The following is a 23,810-nucleotide window of genomic DNA, read 5'->3' as shown; positions in this document are numbered from 1 at the left end:
CATGCGGCGAGTGCTGAGTCACGGCACGTTTTTGCGTTTCTACCTGCTGCTGGGGTTAGCGCTTTGCGTGGTGTTTTTCATCGCGCTGGGCGGGCGCTCTTTTATCGAGCAGGTGCGCCGTGAGGATTACCGTGAGCAGCTCGCCGCGCTGCCCATGTCGCTGATGACTCAGCGGTTAGCGGACGTGCCCATGGAGAGGCGGGAAGCGCTGCTGGGGGAGTTTTCGGAACAGTTGGGAATGCAGCTCGCGCTGCGTAGCCTCAGCGACGCGTCCCTTGGCTATTTTGAGCGGGCGCGCATCGAGCGTGGCACGGTGCTGGTGTCAGAGCCGCCGTGGCAGCTTCGTCAGCGCTTACCGACGACCGGCAGTGGAGAGCAGTGGCTGCTGGAAGCCACCTTTGGTGCCTGGAGCGAGCGCCAATGGCAGGGCAGTATGGTGCTGTTAGGTGATTGGCTGGCCGGTATGCCCGCCGAGGAGCGGCTGACGGCGCTCACGCGTTTGCGGCCGGGCAACTGGCCGCTGAGCCTGCTCAATGCGCTTCCCGACGATCTAACCACCGAACAGCAGTTTCAGCTCACCCTGGGCGGGGTCATTACCCGGCTCGTCTCGGACAAACTCTCCATTACGCTGCTTTATCAACTGCCGAATGAGACAGGAGGCGCGGAGCAGTGGTTGCAGGCAGGCCCCATTTCCCGGGGGGACACCCTGCCGCTGAACCTGCATCTGCCGCTGCTTGTCGCACTGATGGTGGTCCTCAGTCTGATCATTTATCTGATCATGCGCAGTATCGAGTCGCGGATGGCACGTTTGGAATTGGCCGCAACGCGGATCGCCAGCGGTCGTCTGGAGACGCGGGTCAAAGTAGAGAGCGGCGACTTTCTGGGACGCTTGGGGATGGCCTTCAATGGTATGGCGAACCAGGTGCAGAGCCTGCTGCGCGGTCAGCAGGAGATGATTCGCGCGGTATCTCACGAGCTGCGCACGCCGGTAGCGCGTATCCGCTTTGCGGTGCAGATGGTCGAAGACATGACCGACCAACCCGCCATTCAGCGTCAGCTACAGGGTATCGATGCCGATATCGCCGAGCTCGATGAACTGGTGGACGAAATTCTAACGTACGCCCGCTTGGGCGGTGAAACGGTTAACGGCGCCGAACTCGAAATGGCGCTGGTCGAGTGCCGAGCCATGGCCGAAAGGGTGATCGACACGCTGGCGCCGCTGCATGCTCGTCAGCAACTGACCCTGGTGCCAGGGCCGGATATCGAGCTGCTGGCAGAGCCCCGCTACCTTCAGCGGGCGCTGCAGAATCTGGTGGGTAACGCCTGTCGCTACGGCAAATCCCAAGTGGTGATTCGCCTGTGGGATGAGCCGCACTTGGTGCGTATCGATGTCGAGGATGACGGGCCGGGGATTCCTTTCGAGGCGCGGGCCGATGTCTTCAAGCCCTTTGCGCGGCTGGACGATAGCCGCGCTCGTAGCTCCGGTGGTTACGGCCTTGGTCTGTCGATCGTACAAAAAATCATGGCGGGTCACGGTGGCAGCGTTACCGTGGACAGCAGTCCCACGCTGGGCGGCGCGCGCTTTACGCTGCTGATCCCTCGTCGCGAATCGCCGGTTTAATGCCAGAGAGTACCGCAAAGGACGTCTCCTTGGCGGTGCGTAAAAAGTCCTGCATCCACGGCGCCTCGGCGCTCTCTTCCCGAATGGCCGCATGAAGTGTGCTCCAAATGCCTTGATCGCCGAGCTTTACGGCGCTGACATAGTCGCGCTCCAAATACTCGGTGAGCGCCCAGTTGGGCAGTGCACACACGCCGCGTCCGCTGGCCACAAGCTGCATCATCATGATCGTCAGCTCCGCCGTGCGGATCTCTTTGGGGCGCACGTTGGCTGGCGCCAGAAACTGCGTGAAGACATCTAGACGCGACTGTTCCACCGGGTAGGTAATGAGCGTTTCATCGGCCAGTGCCTCAGGCTCGATATAGGCTTGTCCCGCGAAGCGGTGCTGACGGGCAACGGCAAGCAGGCCCTCATAGCGAAACAGTGGTACATAACGCACACCTTCCAACGGCTGCGGATCGGCGGTAATCACCAGGTCGAGCTGTTCACGCGCCAGCGCTGGTAGGGGGTCGAAATGGTGCCCGCTGGGAATGTCGATCTCTACTTCCGGCCAGTGATCACGAAAGTAATCCACCGTCGGCATTAACCACTGAAAACAGCTATGGCACTCGATGGCCATGTGTAAGCGCCCCTGTTCGGTGCCAGCTAGACGGGCCAAATCCCGTTCGGCTTTGCGCACTTCGGGCAAAATCTCATCGGCCAGCGCTAGCAGCCGTAGCCCGGCGCGAGTGAACTCCACCGGCCGGGTTTTGCGGACGAACAGCGGTCCGTCCACGCGGCTTTCCAAATCTTTTAATTGATGTGATAGGGCCGACTGCGTCAAGTGCACCCGCTCAGCAGCTTCGACGAGCGAGCCGGTCTCGCGTAGGGCCAGTAGTGTGCGCAGGTGGCGTAGTTCAATCATTGTGACTAATTTTCATGGTTGGTATTAGAATCTTTAGTTTGATTCACGTTTGTGCGGTGCTCAAACTGTGTGAAATCATTCACGTTGGAAGGATTCATCATGACAGTGTCGCATATTCTCGGCTATCCCCGTATCGGAGCACAGCGCGAGCTGAAAAAAGTCACTGAAGCCTACTGGAAGGGCGAGGTCCGTCGCGATGAGCTGGAAGCCGCAGGTCAAGCACTGCGTCTTGCCCACTGGCAAGCCCAGCAGGCGGCCGGCTTGGACATGGTCAGCGTGGGTGACTTCGCCTTTTACGATCAAGTGCTAAACGTCTCCGTGTTGCTAGGGGCGGTGCCTGGCCGCTTTCAGGCTGAGGATGAAGTGAACGCAGGCTGTATCGACCTGGATACCGCCTTTCGTATGGCCCGTGGCCGCGCACCGAGCGGTACGCCAGCGGCCGCTTGTGAAATGACCAAATATTTCGATACCAACTACCACTACCTAGTGCCGGAACTGCATCGTGACCAGACGTTTACCTTAGCCTCCTCGCGGCTGTTTGACGAGGTGGATGAAGCGTTGAAAGCGGGCTTTACGCCCAAAGTGACGCTAATCGGCCCACTGACTTGGCTATGGTTGGGTAAAGCCAAGGGGAGCGAGTTCGACCGCCTCGACCTGCTCGATAGCGTTTTGGACGTTTACAGCGAGGCACTGTCCCGCCTAGCGACGCAAGGCGTCGAGTGGGTGCAACTCGATGAGCCTGCGCTGGTACAGGATTTGCCGCTCTCCTGGCAGCAGGCTTACGAGCGTGCCTACTATCGCTTACAGTCGACACCGCTGAAGCTGTTGGTCGCCACGTACTTCGGTTCGCTGGGCGATAACCTTCCGCTCGCGACGCGGTTGCCGGTGGAGGGGCTACACATCGATGCCGTGCGAGCTCCTGAGCAGGTGGCGGATGTGATTGATCGGTTGAGCCCCCAGCAGGTACTGTCGGTGGGGTTGGTCGATGGACGGAACATCTGGCGCGCTGACTTGGCCACGCTGCGCGAGCGGTTGCTACCACTGAAAGTGCGGCTAGGTAAGCGGTTGTGGCTCGCGCCTAGCTGCTCGCTGCTTCACGTGCCGGTCGACCTGCGTCAAGAGACCGAGCTGGACGCCGAGCTTTTGAACTGGCTGGCGTTTGCCCGCCAAAAGCTGGATGAGGTGGTGACGCTAGCGCGGCTGATCGATAACCGCGCCACGCCGGAGGATGAGCAGCGGTTGAGCGATGCCACCCGTGCGCTGGATGCACGGCGCGAGTCGCCGCGTACCCGCCAGCCCGCCGTGGGCGAGCGTTTGGCCGCCGTGACGTCCGCAGATAGCCAGCGTCAGTCACCCTACGTCGAGCGCACACAGGCCCAGCGACGGCTGCTGGCACTGCCTCTGTTTCCCACCACCACGATTGGCTCCTTCCCGCAGACGGATGCCATCCGTGCTGCACGTCGGGCGTTCAAAGCGGGTGAGCTCAGTCAGACGGACTACGAAGCGAAGATGCGCGAAGAGATCGCCCACGCGGTAGCGCGCCAGGAAGCGCTCGGCTTGGACGTGTTGGTGCACGGTGAAGCCGAGCGTAACGACATGGTGGAGTACTTTGGCGAGCAGCTCGACGGTTTTGCGTTTACCCGCTTTGGCTGGGTGCAAAGCTACGGCACCCGTTGTGTGAAGCCGCCGATCATCGTGGGCGACGTATCGCGGCCTACGCCGATGACCGTGCGCTGGAGCGAGTATGCCCAGTCGCTGACCCAAACGCCGATGAAGGGCATGTTGACTGGGCCGGTGACGATCTTGCAATGGTCGTTCGTGCGCGACGATCAGCCCCGTGCGACCACCTGCCGCCAAATTGCTCTGGCCCTGCGGGATGAAGTTTGCGATCTGGAAGCAGCGGGCATCTCTATTATTCAAATCGACGAACCGGCGCTGCGCGAGGGGCTGCCGCTTCGCCAGAGCGAGTGGCAAACGTATCTGAATTGGGCCGTCGAGAGCTTTCAACTGAGTGCTGCCGGGGTAGCCGACAGTACCCAGATCCATACTCACATGTGCTACTCGGAATTCAACGATATCATCGGCGCCATTGCCGCGCTGGATGCCGACGTAATCACCATCGAGACATCGCGTTCGGACATGCAACTGCTGGATGCGTTTCAGGACTTTGCCTATCCCAATGAAATCGGGCCAGGTGTCTACGATATACACTCGCCGAATATTCCCGATATAGCGTGGATGGTGTCACTCATGGAGAGAGCGTTGAAGAAAATCCCAGCCGAACGGCTATGGATCAACCCGGACTGCGGATTGAAAACCCGCCGCTGGGCCGAAGTCGAGCCTGCATTGGCCAATATGGTCGAGGCTGCCTTGCAGCTACGCCAGCGCTACGCCTAGATCCAACACCTCTCACCTTCGCCCCGCTGCGTACCACAGCGGGGCGTTGTCGTCAGCTCTTCGACGCGTAAGCGTATAGCAACGTTTCCTGAGCGCTAATCGCGTCGCCGCTACCAGGGTCCTGTAGCTGGTAGCTGCCGTCACTCTGTAACAGCCAGCTCTGGCAGTTATCCACGAGGTACGTTTCCAGGTCTTTGCGTACCCGGGTGGCCAGTTTCTTATCCAGCAGCGGAAAGCAGGTTTCGACCCGGTGGAACATGTTGCGCGACATGAAATCCGCGCTGGAGCACCAGATTTCCGGTTTGCCGTCGTTGTGGAAGTGAAATACTCGGGTATGTTCGAGAAAACGACCAATGATCGAGCGGACGCGTATGTTGTCCGACACGCCCGGAATACCCGGTTTCAAGCAGCACATGCCACGAATGATCAAATCGCACTCCACGCCCGCTTGCGATGCGCGGTACAGCGCCTTGATCAACTTGGGCTCGGTCAACGAGTTGCATTTGATGATGATATGGCCACGTTTACCCTTACGCGCCACCTGAGCCTCGCGGTCGATCATCTCGACGAGGCGTTCGTGTAGCGTAAAGGGTGCGTGTAACAGCGTATCGATCTTACGCGCCCGGCCCATACCGGAAAGCTGCTGAAAGACTTTATGCACGTCGGCACACAGTGTCTGGTTAGCGGTCAGCAGGCTGTAATCGGTGTAGAGCTTGGCCGTCTTGGAGTGGTAATTGCCGGTGCCCAGGTGCGCGTAGTGACGCAGCTCGCCTTTTTCGCGGCGCACGATATGCAGCATCTTGGCGTGGGTTTTGTACGCCATGATGCCGTAAATCACGATCGCACCCGCTTCCTGCAGGCGTGACGCTAGCTGCAGGTTATCCGCCTCGTCGAAGCGCGCCCGCAGCTCGATCACCACAGTGACTTCTTTGCCCTGGCTGGCGGCATCCACCAGGGCACTGACGATGGGCGATTCGGAGCCGGTGCGGTAAAGCGTTTGTTTGATGGCCAATACGTCGGGGTCACGGGCTGCTTCGCGCAGCAGGTCTTCGATAGGCGAGAAGGATTGGAAGGGATGGTGCAGCAAGATATCGTTTTTAGCGATGGCGCTGAACAAGCTGCCGCCTTTCAGCACCTTGGGTACGCTGGGGGTGAACGGGCGGTAGAGCAGTTCGGGACGGTCGACATCGCCCAGCACGGCCATCATTCGGGTCAAGTTTACGGGTCCCTGGACGCGATAAAGATCGCCGCTTTCTAGGTCGAATTGGCGCAGGAGGAAGTCGATCAAATCGTCTGGGCAGTTGTCGGCGACTTCCAAACGCACACCGCTGCCGTAGCGCCTGGCCAACAGCTCACCGCGCAGGGCTGAGGCTAGATCGGACACTTCTTCGGGGTCGACCGTCATGTCCGCGTTACGGGTCAGGCGGAACTGATAGCAGCCCCGCACGCGCATACCGGGAAAGAGCTCCTCGGCGTGTGCATGAATCATCGATGACAAGAAGACGTACTCGGAGAAGCCTTCGGCGCACAGCTCTTTGGGCAGTGCCATCAGTCGCGGTAATGAGCGCGGGGCGGGTAGAATCGCCATGCCCCCTGAGCGGCCAAAGGCATCTTTGCCTTCCAGCTCGACGATGAAATTGAGGCTCTTGTTGACCAGTCTCGGAAAGGGATGGGAGGGGTCGAGGCCAATGGGGCTGATGACCGGCATGATTTCGTTATCGAAAAAGTCACGTACCCAGGCCTTTTGCTTGTCATTCCACTGATCGCGACGGCGAAAACGCAGCCCCTGAGCCTCCAGCGCGGGCAGCAGCGTGTCGTTGAGAATCTCGTACTGACGGGCAATCTGCTGGTGAGCGACCTCGGAGATCTCGGCCAATACGGCTTTTGGTAAGCGGCCATCGGCGGCGGTGGTGTCGTCGCCCAGGGCCATCTGGTGCTTGAGCCCGGCGACGCGAATTTCGAAGAACTCATCCATGTTGGAGGAGAAGATGAGCAGGAACATCAGCCGGTTGAGTAGCGGGTGGGCGTCGTCCAACGCCTGCTCCAAGACACGGATATTGAACTGTAGGTGTGACAGCTCGCGATTGAAGTAGAGCTGCGGGTCGTCCAAATCGGCTTCGACATGCGACTCTTTGGCCTGTACACCCGTGGGGGTGCGGTTGATGCGCAGCGGCACGATATCGACGTCGCTGCTCGATGTCTCACTGGGCGGTAACGTCGACGATAGTGTCGACGTGGAATCTGTTGCGTTGTCGTCCATGGTTGCCCCCGCAGTCGTGGTACTGGCCCATCATAGCGTTATAACGTTCATTAAAGCAGTATGCGGGGGAAAGATGACAAACGAGTGTCACTCGGTTGCCATCTAAAGGGCATAAACGTCGCTCAGCGCTGCAGTAGACGTGCGGCCTCCAATGCAAAGTAGGTCAAAATACCGTCGGCCCCCGCCCGCTTGAAGCACATCAGCGACTCCAGAATCACCGGCTCGGCCTCCAGCCAGCCGTTGTCGAAGGCGGCTCGGTGCATGGCGTATTCGCCACTCACTTGGTAAGCAAAGGTGGGCACCTGCAGCTCGCTTTTGACCCGACGCACCACGTCTAGGTAGGGCATACCCGGCTTGACCATCACCATATCGGCACCTTCGGCGATGTCCATGGCCACTTCGTGCAACGCTTCGTCACCGTTGGCGGGATCCATCTGGTAGGTGCGTTTGTCCGCCTTGCCAAGGTTGGTTGCCGAGCCGACCGCATCGCGGAAGGGGCCGTAGTAGTTTGAGGCGTACTTGGCGCTGTAGGCCATAATGCGCACGTTGTGCAGGTGTTCTTGCTCTAGCACTTGGCGAATGGCACCAATGCGACCATCCATCATATCGGAGGGTGCGACTACGTCAGCGCCTGCTTCGGCATGGGAGAGCGCTTGTTTGAGCAGCGTATCGACGGTGCGGTCGTTTTGAACGTAGCCGTGCTCATCGAGAATGCCATCCTGACCGTGGCTGGTGTAGGGGTCCAGGGCTACATCGGTAATGATGCCCAGCTCCGGTAGCGCCTGCTTGAGTGCGCGCACGCTGCGCTGAACTAGCCCGTTGGCGTTGTAGGCTTCTTCGGCCAGTTCGCTTTTTTGCTCGGCGCCAATGACGGGGAATAGCGCCAGCGCGGGAATGCCCAGCGCATACGCCTCTCGGGCCTGCTCGATGAGTAGATCGATCGAGAGCCGCTCGACGCCAGGCATGGAAGCCACCGCTTCACGCTGATTTTCGCCTTCCAGAACGAAGACCGGTAGGATCAAGTCATTGGGCGTCAGCGTCGACTCTTGCATCAAGCGGCGCGAAAAATCGTCCCGGCGCATGCGGCGCATCCGGGTGGCGGGGAAGTGGCGTGGGGTTGAGGTAGTCAACGGCTCTCTCCAAGCAGTAGCTATGTGGGTGCCTTGTCTAAGGCTTGCTGTGAGTATATCAGCCATGCCATGCAGCGAAAGCCGCCTTGTGGCGGCGATGGAGACTGTCTAAAGTGAGCCATTCAGCCGCACGAATGGCTCACGCAAGGAGATAAACATGACAAAGCAGGTAGCGGTCGTATTGGCGGGGTGTGGCGTCTTCGATGGCTCGGAAATCTATGAGACGACGCTGACGCTGTTGCGTTTGGATCAATTGGGTATCGGCTATCGCTGTTTTGCCCCGGACGTAGCGCAACATCATGTGATCAACCATTTGGACCAGTCGCCAGTGGAGGGGGAGAGCCGCAACGTGCTGCAGGAATCGGCCCGTTTGGCGCGTGGTGATATCAGCCCGATTAACGAGCTGGAGGCCGACGATTTCGATGCGGTCATCGTGCCGGGTGGTTTTGGGGTCGCCAAAAATCTCTCTGACTTTGCCACGCAGGGCGACAGCATGCAGGTCTTGGAGAGCGTGAAAGAAGCGCTTGCTGGCTTCAAAGAAGACGCCAAGCCCATCGGCTTGATGTGTATTGCTCCGGTAATGGTGCCGCGCCTGTTGGGCGATGGTATTGCCGTGACCGTTGGCCATGATCCGGGCGTGTCGGGGGCGATCAGCGCTATGGGTGGTCTGCATCGTAGTTGCGGCGTGGAAGATATTGTCGTGGATCACGAGCACCGGGTGGTCACGACCCCGGCGTACATGCTCGCCACGCGTATTAGCGAAGCCGCGACGGGGATTTTCAAGCTGGTGGATCGTATCGATGAAATGATGGAGTGAGGGGCACACTAGCGCATGCGCGGGGCCACTCGTAGTGAAAAAGCCTCTGTCATCGTGGGATGGCAGAGGCTTTTTAGTGGAACGTCGCAAGGGCGATGACGCCTACTCGTCGGTGTCGGCCTCTGCGCGACGTTTGCGTACCAGGCGGCCAAACAGCAGGCCGACTTCGTAAAGCAGATACATGGGAATGGCCAGCAGGCTTTGTGAGATGACATCCGGCGGCGTCAGCAGCATGCCGATCACGAAGCAACCCAGCACGATATAAGGACGCTTTTTGGAGAGGCTCTCGACGGTGGTAGCGCCGGACAAAATCAGTAGAAACGTTGCAATGGGAATTTCGAAGGCGACCCCAAAGGCAAAGAACAGCTTCAAGACGAAATTGAGATACTGGTTGATGTCGGTCATCACCGCGACGTTTTCCGGGCCGGTTTGCGTGAAGAACTCGAACAGCAGCGGAAACACCACGTAGTAGGCAAAGGCTGCACCGGCATAAAACAGCGCCACGCTGGAGACCAAAATGGGAATGGCCAGCATTTTCTCGTTGTCGTACAGCCCCGGCGCCACGAACGCCCAGGCTTGATGCAAGACGAACGGAATGGCGATGAAGACGGCCACCACCAGGGTCAGCTTGAACGGCGCCAAGAACGGCGACGCCACCTCGGTGGCGATCATCTGCGAGCCTTCCGGCAGCAGCGACATTAACGGATCCGCCACGAAGCTGTAGATGTCATTGGCAAACGCGTACAGCCCGAGAAACACCACCAGGATTACCACGACGGCTTTCATCAAACGCGAACGCAGCTCGATCAGGTGCTCAATGAGAGGCGCTTGGCTTTGGTCGTTGTGCGGCTCCTGAGAATCGCCAGACATGCTCATTGGGGGTTGCTATCCTTATGATGATCGGCTGTTTTAGTGGCAGGGGTATCTTCTTCTTCGCGCACCGTTTTGAGCGCGTCGTCCAGCCGGGCGCTGGCGTTAGCCACGCGCTGCTCGGTTGCCTGTTGGCGCTTGGTCGTCTGACCGCTAGGCTCGGGAGACTCGGCAATGCTCTCCACGTCCTGCTTGGCTTTCTTCAAGCTATCATCGAGCTTTTTCTGCTGCTCGTTCAGCTTTTGGCGCAGCTCTTCTGCCTCCAACTGGGCGCTGATCTCACGCTGCATGCCGGATACCGTACGCTTGATCTTGCCGATCCATAGCCCCGTCGTGCGTGCTGCTTTGGGAAGCCGCTCAGGGCCGAGCACCAGCAGCGCCACGATGCCAATGAGCATGAGTTCAAGGAAACCGATATCCAGCATGGCTTATTTGCGCTCTTCGTCGCGGTCGGCAGCGGCGCGTTTCTCTTCGGCCTGCACGTCGTAGGTGTTGCCGGTGTCTTCGTGGCTCACCTTGGCTTGAGGCTGATCGGCATCCTTCTTGTCGCCCTCTTTCTCCTCTTCGTGCATGGCTTTCTTGAAGCCTTTGACGGCACCGCCTAGGTCGGTGCCCACGTTACGTAGTTTTTTGGTGCCGAAAATCAGGATGATGATGCCCAGAACAATCAGCAACTGCCAAATACTGATACCACCTAACATATGCATTTCCTCATGGGAGCAGGGTTAACGTTGTGATCGGGATGCTTTCTCGTCGTGACCTGAGACCCCGAACCGTCGAGCGAGCTCATCGAGTACTCGCTGGTGGTCGAGATCCAGATGCGACAGCATGACAAGGCTATGAAACCACAGGTCGGCCGTTTCGGCGATCAACGCTTCACGGGCCTCGTCGCTGCCGTGCTCGGCGTCCTTGGCGGCCAGCAGCGTTTCGGTCGCTTCTTCACCGACTTTTTCGAGTATCTTGTTCAAACCCTTATGATGCAAGGAGGCAACATAAGAATCTTCTGGATTGGCGTGGCGACGCTGCTTTAAAACCTCAGCAAGGGCGTCGAGTACGGGAGCGTGGTTAGCGTCGGTCATGGTGTTCTCTTTATCGATCGGCGGCGTCGTTTCGTCAAGTGATGTCAGCGTATCAATGCCATAACAGGAGGAGTAAGCCCGCTCCAGCGGCGGCTAGGATCGGCCAGTCCTGGGTAGCGGCCCAACTGCTGAGCGGCTGCCAGGCCAGGGCAATGGCGACCAAGGCCAAGCCAATGCGTAAACGGTGCTGACGTTTGCTTTGCTGGCTCATTTGGCGGCGCATCTGACTAATCGCCGTGACCTGCTGATGGCGCTGGCGGTGTTCGTGCTCCATACGGCTCAGCGCTTGATGGGCCAGCACCGGCAGCTCGGGCAGTTGATGCGACAGCTCTGGCGCTTGGCGCTTGAGCGATTGCCACAGGCCACCAATGCCTGCCCGCTCTTTCATCCACTTTTCTAGATAGGGCTTGGCGGTGCTCCAGAGATCCAGCTCCGGGTAGAGCTGGCGGCCCAGACCTTCGATATTGAGCAACGTTTTTTGTAGCAGCACCAGCTGCGGCTGCACTTCCATATTGAAGCGTCGGGCGGTCTGGAACAGTCCGAGCAGCACCTGTCCAAACGAGATGTCCTTGAGCGGCTTTTCCAAAATGGGCTCGCATACCGTACGAATGGCGGCGGCAAACTCGTTGGCGCGGGTGTTTTCACCGACCCACCCCGACTCGATGTGCAGCGCGGCGACTTCGTAGTAATCCTGATGAAAAAATGCGAGCAGGTTACGCGCCAAGTAGTCCTGATCTTCCCGAGTGAGGCTGCCGACGATACCGCAGTCGATGGCGATATATTGCGGATCCTCTGGGTCGTCGCAGTTCACGAAGATGTTGCCGGGGTGCATGTCGGCATGGAAAAAGTTATCGCGAAATACCTGGGTGAAGAAGATTTCCACCCCGCGCTCGGCGAGCTTTTTCAGGTTCGTACCCCGTGCGATGAGCGTCTCCAGGTCGGCGACCGGGACGCCGCGAATACGCTCCTGCACCATGACGTGGCGACGGGTGTAGGGCCAATAGATCGTCGGTACGAATAGCAGCGGTGAGTCTTTGAAATTACGCTTGAGCTGGGAGGTGTTGGCGGCTTCTTTATAGAGATCCAGCTCGTCGAACAGCGTGGCCTCGTAATCGCGGATCACTTCGACCGGCCGTAAGCGTCGGGCGTCGGGCACTTTGGCCAGCAGCTTGGCCACTTGGTACATCAAGCCCATGTCTTGGCGCATGATGCGGTCGATGCCGGGGCGAATGATTTTGACCACCACATCCTCGCCGCTGTGCAACGTGGCGGCGTGGACTTGGGCAATCGAGGCCGAGGCCAGTGGAACGCGTTCGAAGGCGGCAAAGGCCTCCGGCAGCGTCATGTCGAGCTCTTTCTCCACCCTTGCAGCGGCCAGCTCGCCAGGGAAGGGCGGCACTTGGTCCTGCAAACGCTTTAGCTCGTCGGCGATGTCTTCCGGCAGCAAGTCCCGGCGGGTAGAGAGCATCTGACCGAACTTGATGAAAATCGGTCCCAGCGCCTCCAGTGCCAAACGCAAACGCTCGCCACGGCTTCGCTGCCCAACGGGTACCAACTGCAGCGGGGACAGTTTGAGCAGTAGGCGTATCCATAGCGGCAAGCGCTCGGCGGGAATCAAGGTATCCAATCGGTGCCGCGTGACGACCCAGACGATTTTAAACAGCCGCAGGCTCATCCGCGCTGCTCCTTAGGCGTTGAAGGCTTAGGCGTTGAGGGCGCTGCTGGTTGGGTCAGCCGCTTATGCAAGCGTGCTAGCCGTGCTTCCAGTCGGTCGGTGGCGATCTCTAGTTCGGTCAGATGGTCGCGCAGCACGTCGCGCTGTTGGCGGCCGGGCAGTAGGCGAGCCTCCTCAAAGACATACTCCGAGACATCCTGCAGCAGCTCGTCTTTGGCACGCAGTCCCCAGCGTGCGGCGCGGCGAATCCCTTCTGCCAGCGAGTGGGCGGGTATATCGCCCAGCCAGTGGGCCAGCTCGCCCTCCCAGTCGATATCCAGATCGAACAGCAGATCGCGCGTTGCCTCCAGCAGATGGAGACGGCCGCGCACGGCGAGCTTGCCATCGAACATCAGCCGTTCGATGGACGCGCCGCTCAGCCATTCGGAGAGCGTTTCGGGGGTCAGTTCCACCACGGCATCGACATCGGTTTCCTCCACCTCATCGCCGTGCTGTAGGTCGATGCCTGACACGTGATAGCAGATCAATAGCGCGAGGTGGGGCTTCTCCAGTCGAATCAGCAAGCGGCTGCCCGCTAGCGTCGCCAAACGGTTAGGCGCCGCAGGGTCTCGGGAAAGCAGGGCATTGATCGTGCGTTCACATCCGGCCAACAGCAGGGTCGGGGTGACTAGCATACTGACCTCATGTTCCAAGGGGTCATAGTTTGATGCCACGGTGGAGGGCAACGATACCACCGGTCAGGTTGGTGTACTCCACCCGCTCCAGGCCAGCGCTCTCCATCATGCCCTTGAGCGTCTCTTGATCCGGGTGCATGCGAATCGACTCGGCCAAATAGCGGTAGCTCTCGCCATCTCCCGCGACCAGTTCGCCCATTTTGGGGAGCAAGCGGAAGGAGTATTCGTCGTAGGCTTTGGAGAGCAGCGGGTTATTGGGTTTGGAGAATTCCAGCACTAGCAAGCGCCCGCCTGGCTTGAGTACCCGCGCCATGGAGCGCAGCGCCGCATCTTTATCGGTGACGTTACGCAGGCCAAAGGCGATGGTGATGCAGTCGAACGTGTTGTCGGGGAAGGGCAGGCACTCGGCATTGGCCTGCACGTACTCGACGTTACCCCCCACACCGTTATCCATCAGTTTATCGCGACCGACGTTGAGCATGGAGGCGTTGATGTCGGCCAGCACCACTTTGCCACGTGGGCCGACGAGACGGGAAAACTTGAGGGTAAGATCGCCGGTGCCGCCCGCAATGTCGAGCACCTGATGCCCTGGGCGGACGCCTGCACGCTCGATGGTCAGCCGCTTCCACACGCGGTGGATGCCCATGGACATCAGGTCGTTCATCACGTCGTAACGAGCGGCCACCGAGTGAAAGACGTCAGCCACGCGGGAGGCTTTTTCGTCGACCGGCACCTCTTGGTAGCCAAAATGGGTAGTGCGCTTTTCCGTGGGGCTCATGGGGCTCTGGCTCCCGAGTTCGAGGCGTTAGTTGTCGACCGTTAGGTCATCGCAAGTCATGGTTGGCAACATTGTAGCCTTCTCGACCCCGATTTGTCTGCGCTGCACCTGGGGCACCGCGTCACAGCTGTTTGAATTGAATGCCTGCAGGCTCACGGGAAGCGCCTGCCGCTTCCAAGCGTTCGAGATAATTTTGCCAATAAGCGTCTTGGTGGGTGGCCAGGTCGAAGAGGTAGTTCCAACTGTACAAGCCGCTATCGTGGCCGTCGTCGAAGTGCAGCTTGAGGGCGTAATTACCAGCTTGGGTGATATTTTGTAACCCAACGTCTTTTTTGCCTACCTGCAGAATGGCCGTATCGCCGCCGTGACCCCGCACTTCGGCAGAAGGGGAGTAGACCCGTAACAGTTCAACGGGGAGCCGGTACGTCTCGCCACTGGCGTAGCCAAGCTCCAGCTCACGTGCCTGCTTATGGTAGTGAACCCGAGTGGGTGTGGGGGCGTTCATGGATATAGCACCTCGTAACGATCAATCGCAAAGGCCGCCTACCCGTCAAGCGGGAAGGCGACCGGGGCTCTACCGATAGTGGCGCTTACAGAATGTAGCGCGACAGATCCTCATCGACCGCCAGTTCGCCGAGCTGAGCGTTGACGTAATCGCTATCGATCACCAGCGGGCTATCCATGTCGCCTCCCTTGAACGACGCCTCTTCGAGCAGACGCTCCATCACCGTGTGCAAACGGCGAGCGCCGATGTTTTCGGTACCTTCGTTCACTTGCCAGGAGATCTCGGCAATACGCTCGATGCCGTCGGGCGTGAATTCGACGTCGAGCCCTTCGGTGGCCAGCAGCGCTTGATACTGTTTGGTCAGCGAGGCGGAAGGCTCGGTGAGAATTCGCTTGAAGTCGCCCGGTGTGAGCGCATCCAGCTCGACGCGGATGGGTAGGCGACCCTGCAGTTCTGGAATCAGGTCCGACGGGCGCGACAGGTGGAAAGCCCCAGAAGCGATGAACAGGATGTGGTCGGTTTTGACCATGCCGTACTTGGTCGATACCGTCGAGCCTTCGATCAGTGGCAGCAGGTCGCGCTGCACGCCTTCACGAGATACCTCGCCACCGCTGGATTGACCGCTGCCCTTGGCGACCTTGTCGATCTCGTCCAGGAAGACGATGCCGTGCTGTTCGACGGCTTCCACCGCGCGGGCTTTGATCTCTTCTTCGTTGACCAGTTTGCCGGCCTCTTCATCACGTAGCAGCACCAGCGCCTCTTTGACGGTCACGCGGCGCTGCTCGCGCTTCTGCTGCCCCATGTTGGAGAACAGGCTCTGCAGCTGGCTGGTCATCTCTTCCATGCCCGGTGGGGTCATGATGTCGATACCCTGGCCTTGCGACGAGATTTCGATATCGATCTCTTTATCATCCAATTGGCCTTCGCGCAGCTTTTTGCGGAAGCTCTGGCGCGTACTGCTCTCTTCGCGCGACTTGTCTTCCTGGCCACGGGGCGGCGGTAGCAGCGCGTCGAGCACACGGTCTTCGGCGGCGTCTTCGGCGCGATGGCCCACTTCCTCTTTGGCGTGCTCACGAACCATCTTGATGGCGGCTTCCATCAGGTCGCGGATGATCGACTCGACGTCGCGGCCTACGTAGCCCACTTCGGTGAACTTGGTGGCTTCTACCTTGATGAACGGCGCACGGGCCAGCTTCGCCAGACGGCGAGCGATTTCAGTCTTGCCGACGCCGGTGGGACCAATCATCAAAATGTTTTTCGGCGTGACTTCCGGGCGCAACTCGTCATCGAGCTGCATGCGACGCCAGCGATTACGTAAGGCTATGGCCACGGCGCGCTTGGCATCCTGCTGGCCGATGATGTACTGGTCGAGCGCATGAACGATTTCGCGGGGTGTCATCTGAGTCATAAAGGGGCCTCAACGGTCGTTGATATTCAGCTCTTCGAGCGTCACGTGGTGATTGGTGAATACGCAGATGTCACCCGCGATGGCGAGGGATTTTTCGGTAATCTCACGTGCCGAAAGCTCGGTGTTTTCGAGCAGCGCACGGGCGCTGGCCTGAGCGTAGTTGCCGCCGGAGCCAATGGCGATGATGCCACGCTCGGGCTCGACCACGTCCCCGTTCCCAGTAATGATCAGCGAAGCGCTGTGGTCGGCGACCGCCAGCAGCGCTTCCAAACGGCGCAGGGCGCGGTCGGTGCGCCAATCTTTGGCGAGCTCGACTGCAGCTTTGGTCAAGTGGCCCTGGTACTTCTCGAGCTGCGCTTCGAAACGCTCGAACAGGGTAAACGCATCGGCGGTACCGCCGGCGAAACCGGCCAGCACCTTGCCGCGATATAGGCGGCGTACTTTGCTGGCATTACCCTTCATGACGGTGTTGCCGAGGGAAACTTGGCCGTCGCCTGCCAGGGCAACTTGATTACCGCGGCGAACGGAAACAATCGTGGTCATGGAGATAACTCCTTGGGGGAGGCGCGCTCCCGATGACTGATCGGCCGCACTGGGCGGCCGCATAAAAAGCGATTCCCAACAAAATGCGGGCGGCCGATAAAAAATCAACCGCCCGCAGGCGAAAGCCACCCAATAAAGCGTGGAGAGAGGCGAATAGCGCCTTGGGAATTAGTTCTGTAGCTGAATCAGCAGCGGCTCGATGCCTTGGGTGCTCATCAGGTCTTGGGCGCGGTTGAGCTCGCGAGTGTCGTCGTAAGGGCCGACCTGAACCCGGTGCCAGGTATCGCCGTTGGCTTGCACCTCGCTGATTTGCGCCAGCAAGCTCAGGTTGCGTAGGCGGCTGCGCAATTGTTCGGCATCACTGAGCTCTCGAAACGAGGCCGCCTGCAGCATGTAGCGGTTCGTTGCGCTGGCCGGTGATTGTTGGACGGCTGAGGCCTGGTCACTTGGACGCGTGTTGGCTGCAATGACCTGGGCAATGGGGTCGTCCGCCGCGCTTCCTGGGGTGCTTGCGGTACTTTCTGATGGGTCAGTAGTGGCCGTATCGCTCCCGGTGTCCTCGTCACTGGCTGCCACGGTGGGCGGTGTGACGTTGGAGGGAATGGCCCCGCCCGGCGCGATGACTTCGGTCTCGGGCAGCAGCGTGTAGAATTCGAAGGTGGGCATTGCCTGCTCGGCGGGCGTTTCCGTTTGCCGCGCGGCGCTGCGCTCATCGCTTCCTGCCGGTTTAGGCAGTACCGTGGCTTGAGGGGCTTCGCGCTGCTCTTGCCAAGGGGCCGTGCCGTGCTGATGCTGCGCCAGGAAGAAACCAGCGGCCACCCCGGCAATCCCCCATAGCCAGCCGGGTAGTCGTAGCCCGCCGCCGGAGCGGCGGGCCGACTTGCGCTGCGTAGTGGCTCCGCGGCGAGCGGGTTTGTTACGCGGGCTGGCCATGACTTACATCTCCTCTGGGGCGCTGACGCCCATCAGATCGAGACCGTTGCGCAGCACCTGGCGCACTGCCAAGCCCAGCGCCAAGCGGGTGTTGCGCAGGGTGTCGTCGTCGACCATCACTTTGACCGCGTTGTAGCAGGTGTGGAAGTCACCGGCCAAATCCAAAAGGTACTGGGCGACTTGCTGGGGCTCGCGGTTTTTGGCGGCGTGCTCTACCACCTCGGGATAGCGGGCCAAGCGGTTTAGCACCGCCTTTTCTTGATCGCTGTCGAGCAGTGCCAAATGGGCCGTGGCGATACCGTGATCGAAGGGGTGGCCAGCCTCTTCGGCTTTGCGCAGCATGCTGCACACCCGCGCGTGGGCGTACTGAATGTAGTAGACCGGGTTGTCGTTCGACTGCGAGCGGGCGAGGTCGATGTCAAAGGTCAGCTGAGAATCGGCGCGGCGCGCCGCCAGGAAGAAGCGCGTGGCATCGCGGCCGACTTCGTCGATCAGGTCGCGCACGGTGACGTAGCTGCCCGCCCGCTTCGAGAGCTTCACCTCGACCCCTGAGCGGGTGACCATCACCATTTGATGCAGCACGTAGTCGGGCCAACCCTTGGGGATGCCGACTTTGAGTGCCTGTAGACCCGCCCGCACCCGCGTCACGGTGGAGTGGTGATCGGCACCCTGCTCGTTGATGACGGTAGTGAAGCCGCGCTGCCACTTGTCGAGATGGTACGCCACGTCGGGAAGGAAGTAGGTGTAGCCCCCTTCGCGCTTGCGCATCACGCGGTCTTTGTCGTCACCGAAGTCGGTGGTGCGCAGCCACATGGCGCCGTCTTCTTCGTAGGTGTGGCCATTGGCAACCAGCTTCTCGACGGTGGCCTCGACCTTGCCGTCGTCGTACAGCGAGGACTCCAGGAAGTAGACGTCGAATTCGACGCCAAAGGCTTTGAGGTCGAGATCCTGCTCGCGACGCAGCCACGCTACGGCGAAGGCCTGGATGGCCTCCAGATCGTCGGCGTCGGCTTTGGCGGTCACTTCCCGGTCGTCGGCGGTGACGGTCTTGCCGGCCATGTAGTCGTTGGCGACGTCGATGATGTATTCGCCGCGATAGCCATCTTCTGGCCAGCTGGCATCGTCGGGGCCAAGCTGTTTGGCGCGGGCCTGAACGGAGAGCGCCAGGTTTTTGATCTGCGCGCCCGCGTCGTTGTAGTAAAACTCGCGGGTGACGTCATAGCCGGTGGCTTCCAGCAGGCGGCAGAGACAGTCGCCAATCGCTGCGCCACGTCCATGGCCCACGTGGAGCGGGCCGGTGGGGTTGGCGGAAACGAACTCCACCTGCACTTTTTCGCCCTTGCCGATCAGGCTGCGGCCGAAGGCGTCGCCGCTGTCCAGCACCTGCGCAACGATCTGTGCAGCGGCGTCGGCGGCGGCAAAGAAGTTGATGAACCCGGGGCCGGCAATCTCGGTTTTTTGAATGGCGTCGCTGGCGGGTAGGGCGGCGACGAGGGTGTCCGCCAGATCGCGGGGCTTCATGCCGGAGGGCTTGGCCAGCATCAGCGCGAGGTTGGTGGCGTAGTCGCCATGGGCCTTGTCTTTGGTCGGGTCCACTTTGATGGTGGGCGTTAAATCGTTGGGCAGCACGCCTTGGTGCTTGAGCGCGTCAACCGCGCCTTCGAGCAGAGAAATAATCGTATCTTTCATGTAAACATCCGGATGTCGTCGGTGGCGGCGTGTGCAGTCGCTAAGAGAATGCAGCGATAAGGCGGTCATTATCGGCAATTGGCGCGCAGTTTCAAAGCCGTATTCCCTTAGGCCAGGGTTTGTGGGTCGATGTCGATCGACCAGCGCACTTTGCGCGCCTCGCGGTGGGCGTCGAGCCACTGTACTAGCCAGTTGGCAGCGGCATGACGGTGGCTGCGTTTGTCTGCTACCAGCATGACATGCAGGTGATAGCGGTTTTGGCGGCGCTCCATGGGAGCGGGTACCGGGCCCAGGCAGCGGACCGGTACTCTGGCGTCGTTTAGCCACTGGCGCAGCGCTTGTGCCGCTTGCTGAGCCAGCGCAAGTGCTGCCTGCTCTTGGGGGCTCTCGATGCGTAGAAGCGCCATGAAGCTAAACGGCGGCAGTTTGGCGATACGTCGCTCCTCCAGCAGGCTGCGTGCCAGCGCGCCATAGCCGTGCTCGGCTAACTGGCCCAAGTGCGGGTCGTCGGGATGTAGGGTTTGCACCAGCACTCGTCCAGGGTGGGCCGCGCGGCCAGCACGACCCGCCACTTGCTCCAGTAGCTGGGCACTGTGCTCCAGGGCGCGGAAGTCAGCCGCATAGAGGCCGCCATCGGCGTTGACGACGACCACTAGCGTGACGTGGGGCAGATGATGGCCTTTTGCGAGCATTTGGGTGCCCACCAGCAGGCAGGGCTCGCCGCGCTGAATCTCTTTGAGCACCTGCTCGAAGCTCTCTTTTTTACGCGTGCTGTCGCGGTCGATGCGATGGACGGGCGTGTCAGGGAATAGCCCTTGAAGGGTCTCTTCGGTGCGCTCTGTACCGCTACCCAAGGCGCGTAAGTCGCCACTGCCGCACTCCGGGCAGGCATCGGGCAGCGCTCGGCGGCTGTCGCAGTGGTGGCAGGCCAGTAGCGGCGGCTGGCGGTGCAGTGTCATACGCGCATCGCACTGGCCGCATTCGGCCATCCAGCCGCAGCTATGACAAGCCAGGCTCGGCGCGAAGCCACGCCGGTTGATGAACACCAGCGCCTGTTTGCCCGCCGCAAGCGTGCTTTTGATCGCTTTGATGGCGCTGGGCAGCAGCCCGCCCTGACGGCGCTGGTGGCGCAGATCGATCAACTCCAGTTTGGCGGGCGGGTGGCGGCTGGGTCGTTGGGTCAGCCGTAGGTGGCGGTAAGCGCCCGTAAGCGCCTGCTGGAGGCTTTCAAACGAGGGCGTCGCACTGCCCAGCAGCAGCGGAATGCCGTGGTAGTGCGCTCTGGCAACGGCAAGGTCCCGTGCGTGATAGCGCAGCCCGTCATGCTGTTTATACGAGCCATCATGCTCTTCGTCGACGATGATTGCCCCAGGGTTCGCCAGCGGGGTGAAAATGGCCGAGCGGGTGCCGATGATCACCAGTGCACGGCCGTTGGCAGCGGCCTCCCAGACATCCAGACGCTCGGGGTCGGTAAGCCCGGAGTGAAGTGCCACCACCGGCACGCGAAAGCGGTTTTTGAAACGTGCAAGCGTTTGCGGCGTGAGGCCAATTTCGGGCACGAGCACTAGCGACTGTTTGCCTTTGGCGGCGAGCGCTTCGATGAGCTGTAGGTAAATCTCGGTTTTGCCGCTACCGGTCACGCCTTCCAATAAACAGGGGTGGTAGCCGTCGAGTTTTTCATGCAGTACGGCAAGCGCAGCGGCTTGTTCACGGTTGAGCGGCAGCGACGGGGAGGCGAGCAAGCTTCCGCCGGTGGGTTGCGCGGCAGTCAGAGTGATCTCCTGCGCCTCGGCAAAGCCCTTTTTGTGTAGCGCCAACAGCTGTTCCCGAGTGAAACCGTGGGCGTTGACGGCACGGCCAGGCAGGCCGTGCGGGTGCTGGCGAAGCAGAGCGTAGAGCGCCGCCTGCTTGGGCGCGCGCGTTAGAGCCGTGTCATCGTTGGGAAGCGGAAGCCACAGCGTTTGGGTACGGCCCGCCATCGGGTGTCCCTGGCGCAGCCTCGCGGGCATGGCGTGTTGCAACGTGTCGCCCAGGCTGTGCTGGTAGTAACGCGCCGCGAAGTGGCAGAGCCACTGCCAGTCGCTGGGCAGGGGGGCGTCATCCAGCGCCTCGCTGATGGCCCGTAGCTGCGCGCGGGGAAGTTCGCTGCCGGTAGCAAGCGACACCACCACGCCCACCACCTCTCGGCGGCCAAACGGCACTCGCACTCGAAGCCCTGGCTGCCAGCCACAGGCGGGCGCACGCGGTGCGGGAAGATAATCGAACAGGCGGCGCAGCGGCGAGGGTAGCGCCACTTTTAAGACCTGAAAAGCGCCTTGAGGCTGCCCCCATGTAGAGGACTTTGAAGAAACAGAGTCGGACAATTGGCCTCCGGCGATTAGTTTGCTAGAATGTGCGGCCGCTCTGAATCTATCGGATGGAGCGGTTAACCGGTTAGCAGTTTTTTCAAACCCGTATGCGGTGCCTGGCAACGGATCAGGTGGCGGCATATAGCTCATGAGGCTCAAGATGAAACAAGGTATCCACCCGAATTACAACACGGTCACCGCCAACTGTTCTTGCGGTGCAAGCTTCCAGGTCGGTTCTACCTCTGGTCAGGACTTCGCACTGGACGTGTGCTCTAACTGCCACCCGTTCTACACCGGCAAGCAGAAGCAAGCGACCACCGGTGGCCGTGTAGAGCGCTTCAACAAGCGTTTCGGCGCTGCTATCAAGCGCGGCTAATCCTAACGGATTCAGTCTATCGCAGGCACTTCGCGTGCCCTGTGCAAAAGCCCACGCTATGACGTGGGCTTTTTGCCCCTAGAGAACTAGGCTTTCATGGCAACGGCGAGTTCTTCGTTTACCCCCCCCGTCGCCAACCTTCAAAACGATTGATCTTCTTCTCCCCCGCGCTGTCTGCCCCTTTTCACGCTCTTCCCTCTGTCTCTCTTTTCCACAGGGTGCTCTTGCTGCCCGGGTGTGGATAACTGGTTTGCGCTGTTTGCTGGAATTAATTTCCAAAATTACTGCGATGCATCAATAAGGAAACCTTTATGGCTAATAGCGAGAAGCATAAGTTGCAGCAAATATCGCTTAAAAGTTCCGAAGTTGTTGGGAATGTAGCTAAAACGATCGTTTCGTAGGTAAGTTTACTACGTGCTTGAGACGCCTAGGTTTTTTCTATATTCTGATACGACTTTTCTACTTTAGGCTGATGAGACCTTGACCATGACGGATGCAAACAAACAGGCAGCTTTGGATTATCACGCTAAACCGATTCCCGGTAAGCTCTCCGTGGAGCTGACCAAGCCCACTGCGACAGCGCGGGACTTGGCCCTGGCGTATAGCCCAGGCGTTGCCGAGCCGGTTCGCGAAATCGCCCGCGAAGCGGAAAATGCGTACCGCTATACCGGCAAGGGCAACTTGGTTGCGGTCATTTCGGACGGTAGCGCGATTCTTGGCTTGGGCAACCTGGGGCCGCTGGCCAGCAAGCCGGTCATGGAGGGCAAAGGCGTCCTGTTCAAGTGCTTTGCGGGCATCAACTCGGTGGATGTCGAAGTGGATGCTGAAAGCCCGCAGGCGTTCATCGACACCGTGGCGCGCATCGCCGATACCTGGGGTGGCATCAACCTGGAAGACATCAAAGCGCCCGAGTGCTTCGAGATCGAAAAAGCCCTGATCGAGCGTTGCAACATTCCTGTCTTTCACGATGACCAGCACGGCACGGCCATCGTCACCGCTGCAGGTATGCTCAACGCGCTGGATATCGCGGGCAAGCGCATCGAAGACGTGAAGATCGTCTGCATGGGGGCGGGAGCGGCGGCGATTGCCTGTATGCGCCTGCTAGTCTCTTGCGGCGCCAAGAAAGAGAATCTGGTCATGCTGGACCGTCGCGGTGTGATTCACACTGATCGCGATGGGATCAACGAGTACAAAGCCGAGTTTGCCCGCGATACCGACATGCGTACGCTGGACGATGCCATCGACGGTGCGGACGTGTTCATCGGCCTCTCTGGCCCGGGCCTGCTCTCGGCGGAGCAGGTGAAAAAGATGGCCGCTGACCCGGTGATCTTCGCTTGTACGAACCCGGACCCGGAAATTCACCCGGATGTAGCCCGCGAAGCGCGCCCGGACGTAATCATGGCCACCGGCCGCTCGGACTTCCCGAATCAGGTGAACAACGTGCTGGGCTTCCCGTTCATCTTCCGCGGTGCGCTGGATGTTCGCGCCACGCGTATCAACGAAGCCATGAAACTGGCCGCCGTTCATGCGCTGAAAGATTTGGCGCGCGAGCCTGTTCCCCAGGAAGTGCTCAATGCCTACGAGCGTACCGAGATGAGCTTTGGCCGCGATTACATCATCCCCACGCCGGTGGATATCCGCCTGCTGGCCCGTGTGTCATCAGCAGTGGCCCAAGCAGCGGTCGACTCCGGCGTGGCCCGCAAGCCGTATCCGGCTCACTACCCGCTGAAAACTATTAATGATGTGTATGGTGGATAATCAACAAGGCCACTTAGGTCAGGACAGACCGTAACGGGGGGCTTTCGC

Annotated in this window: 21 protein-coding genes; 5 read left to right on the top strand and 16 right to left on the bottom strand. The window is 60.1% G+C overall.

What is annotated here, in order from left to right; genetic code table 11:
* Position 1 precedes the first annotated feature (1 nt).
* A complete protein-coding gene (locus MHM85_RS12150) occupies positions 2–1,621 on the top strand; it encodes an ATP-binding protein (protein ID WP_139526326.1) in 1,620 nt (539 codons plus the stop codon).
* On the opposite strand, the gene MHM85_RS12145 is transcribed toward MHM85_RS12150, so the two are convergent.
* Positions 1,584–2,522 carry a LysR family transcriptional regulator gene (locus MHM85_RS12145; protein WP_219861764.1) on the bottom strand — a complete coding sequence of 313 codons (939 nt, stop codon included), beginning with the start codon at positions 2,520–2,522 and terminating at the stop codon, positions 1,584–1,586. The genes MHM85_RS12150 and MHM85_RS12145 overlap by 38 nt on opposite strands.
* A 99-nt stretch (positions 2,523–2,621) precedes the next feature.
* Between MHM85_RS12145 and metE the strand changes: the two genes are divergently transcribed.
* Positions 2,622–4,919 (top strand): 5-methyltetrahydropteroyltriglutamate--homocysteine S-methyltransferase, encoded by a 2,298-nt coding sequence (metE, locus tag MHM85_RS12140; protein ID WP_219861762.1) that lies wholly within the window; start codon positions 2,622–2,624, stop codon positions 4,917–4,919.
* A gap of 52 nt (positions 4,920–4,971) precedes the next feature.
* On the opposite strand, the gene ppk1 is transcribed toward metE, so the two are convergent.
* Together ppk1 and hemB are read right to left on the bottom strand one after the other, a co-directional pair.
* Positions 4,972–7,179 carry a polyphosphate kinase 1 gene (ppk1, locus tag MHM85_RS12135; protein ID WP_139526329.1) on the bottom strand — a complete coding sequence of 736 codons (2,208 nt, stop codon included), beginning with the start codon at positions 7,177–7,179 and terminating at the stop codon, positions 4,972–4,974.
* Positions 7,180–7,301: 122 nt separating this feature from the next.
* A complete protein-coding gene (hemB, locus tag MHM85_RS12130) occupies positions 7,302–8,309 on the bottom strand; it encodes a porphobilinogen synthase (protein WP_139526330.1) in 1,008 nt (335 codons plus the stop codon).
* Positions 8,310–8,466: 157 nt separating this feature from the next.
* Between hemB and elbB the strand changes: the two genes are divergently transcribed.
* Positions 8,467–9,126: an isoprenoid biosynthesis glyoxalase ElbB gene (elbB, locus tag MHM85_RS12125; protein WP_139526331.1), complete on the top strand. Its 660-nt coding sequence runs from the start codon at positions 8,467–8,469 to the stop codon at positions 9,124–9,126.
* Between the two features lie 102 nt (positions 9,127–9,228).
* Here the strand turns inward: elbB and tatC are convergent, their stop codons facing one another.
* The 13 genes from tatC to MHM85_RS12060 all read right to left on the bottom strand — a co-directional run bounded on the left by tatC (position 9,229) and on the right by MHM85_RS12060 (position 21,769).
* Positions 9,229–10,002: a twin-arginine translocase subunit TatC gene (gene tatC / locus MHM85_RS12120; protein ID WP_139526332.1), complete on the bottom strand. Its 774-nt coding sequence runs from the start codon at positions 10,000–10,002 to the stop codon at positions 9,229–9,231.
* Complete coding sequence (gene tatB, locus MHM85_RS12115) at positions 9,999–10,421, bottom strand: Sec-independent protein translocase protein TatB (RefSeq protein WP_219861760.1); 423 nt, start codon at positions 10,419–10,421, stop codon at positions 9,999–10,001. The genes tatC and tatB overlap by 4 nt, the downstream gene beginning before the upstream one ends.
* Before the next feature lie 3 nt (positions 10,422–10,424).
* Positions 10,425–10,697, bottom strand: a complete 273-nt coding sequence (tatA, locus tag MHM85_RS12110; protein WP_139526334.1) for a Sec-independent protein translocase subunit TatA — start codon at positions 10,695–10,697, stop codon at positions 10,425–10,427.
* 24 nt (positions 10,698–10,721) lie between these two features.
* Entirely contained in the window at positions 10,722–11,075 is a 354-nt protein-coding gene (locus MHM85_RS12105) for a phosphoribosyl-ATP diphosphatase (protein ID WP_139526335.1), read from the bottom strand.
* 52 nt (positions 11,076–11,127) lie between these two features.
* Positions 11,128–12,750, bottom strand: coding sequence for a ubiquinone biosynthesis regulatory protein kinase UbiB (gene ubiB, locus MHM85_RS12100; RefSeq protein ID WP_153842492.1), 1,623 nt, complete (start codon positions 12,748–12,750; stop codon positions 11,128–11,130).
* On the bottom strand, positions 12,747–13,424 hold the full coding sequence (locus tag MHM85_RS12095; protein ID WP_139526337.1) for an SCP2 sterol-binding domain-containing protein: 678 nt from the start codon (positions 13,422–13,424) through the stop codon (positions 12,747–12,749). The genes ubiB and MHM85_RS12095 overlap by 4 nt, the downstream gene beginning before the upstream one ends.
* Positions 13,425–13,446: 22 nt before the next feature.
* A complete protein-coding gene (gene ubiE, locus MHM85_RS12090; RefSeq protein WP_139526338.1) occupies positions 13,447–14,202 on the bottom strand; it encodes a bifunctional demethylmenaquinone methyltransferase/2-methoxy-6-polyprenyl-1,4-benzoquinol methylase UbiE in 756 nt (251 codons plus the stop codon).
* A 121-nt stretch (positions 14,203–14,323) separates the two neighbouring features.
* Complete coding sequence (locus MHM85_RS12085; protein ID WP_139526339.1) at positions 14,324–14,707, bottom strand: DUF971 domain-containing protein; 384 nt, start codon at positions 14,705–14,707, stop codon at positions 14,324–14,326.
* Between the two features lie 85 nt (positions 14,708–14,792).
* Positions 14,793–16,115, bottom strand: coding sequence for an ATP-dependent protease ATPase subunit HslU (gene hslU / locus MHM85_RS12080; RefSeq protein ID WP_139526340.1), 1,323 nt, complete (start codon positions 16,113–16,115; stop codon positions 14,793–14,795).
* A 9-nt stretch (positions 16,116–16,124) separates the two neighbouring features.
* Positions 16,125–16,658, bottom strand: a complete 534-nt coding sequence (gene hslV / locus MHM85_RS12075; protein WP_139526341.1) for an ATP-dependent protease subunit HslV — start codon at positions 16,656–16,658, stop codon at positions 16,125–16,127.
* Positions 16,659–16,826: 168 nt separating this feature from the next.
* Positions 16,827–17,591, bottom strand: coding sequence for an SPOR domain-containing protein (locus tag MHM85_RS12070; RefSeq protein WP_139526342.1), 765 nt, complete (start codon positions 17,589–17,591; stop codon positions 16,827–16,829).
* 3 nt (positions 17,592–17,594) lie between these two features.
* Positions 17,595–19,280 (bottom strand): arginine--tRNA ligase, encoded by a 1,686-nt coding sequence (argS, locus tag MHM85_RS12065; protein WP_139526343.1) that lies wholly within the window; start codon positions 19,278–19,280, stop codon positions 17,595–17,597.
* 107 nt (positions 19,281–19,387) lie between these two features.
* Positions 19,388–21,769: a primosomal protein N' gene (locus MHM85_RS12060; RefSeq protein WP_139526344.1), complete on the bottom strand. Its 2,382-nt coding sequence runs from the start codon at positions 21,767–21,769 to the stop codon at positions 19,388–19,390.
* A gap of 19 nt (positions 21,770–21,788) precedes the next feature.
* Between MHM85_RS12060 and rpmE the strand changes: the two genes are divergently transcribed.
* Together rpmE and MHM85_RS12050 are read left to right on the top strand one after the other, a co-directional pair.
* Positions 21,789–22,004, top strand: coding sequence for a 50S ribosomal protein L31 (rpmE, locus tag MHM85_RS12055; protein WP_139526345.1), 216 nt, complete (start codon positions 21,789–21,791; stop codon positions 22,002–22,004).
* A gap of 486 nt (positions 22,005–22,490) precedes the next feature.
* Positions 22,491–23,762, top strand: a complete 1,272-nt coding sequence (locus tag MHM85_RS12050) for a malic enzyme-like NAD(P)-binding protein (protein ID WP_139526346.1) — start codon at positions 22,491–22,493, stop codon at positions 23,760–23,762.
* Positions 23,763–23,810 lie beyond the last annotated feature (48 nt).

This window comes from Halomonas sp. McD50-4 (assembly GCF_022348135.1).
GTDB classification, from domain to species: Bacteria; Pseudomonadota; Gammaproteobacteria; order Pseudomonadales; family Halomonadaceae; genus Vreelandella; species Vreelandella piezotolerans.
This window is presented reverse-complemented; position numbering and strand designations above follow the sequence as displayed.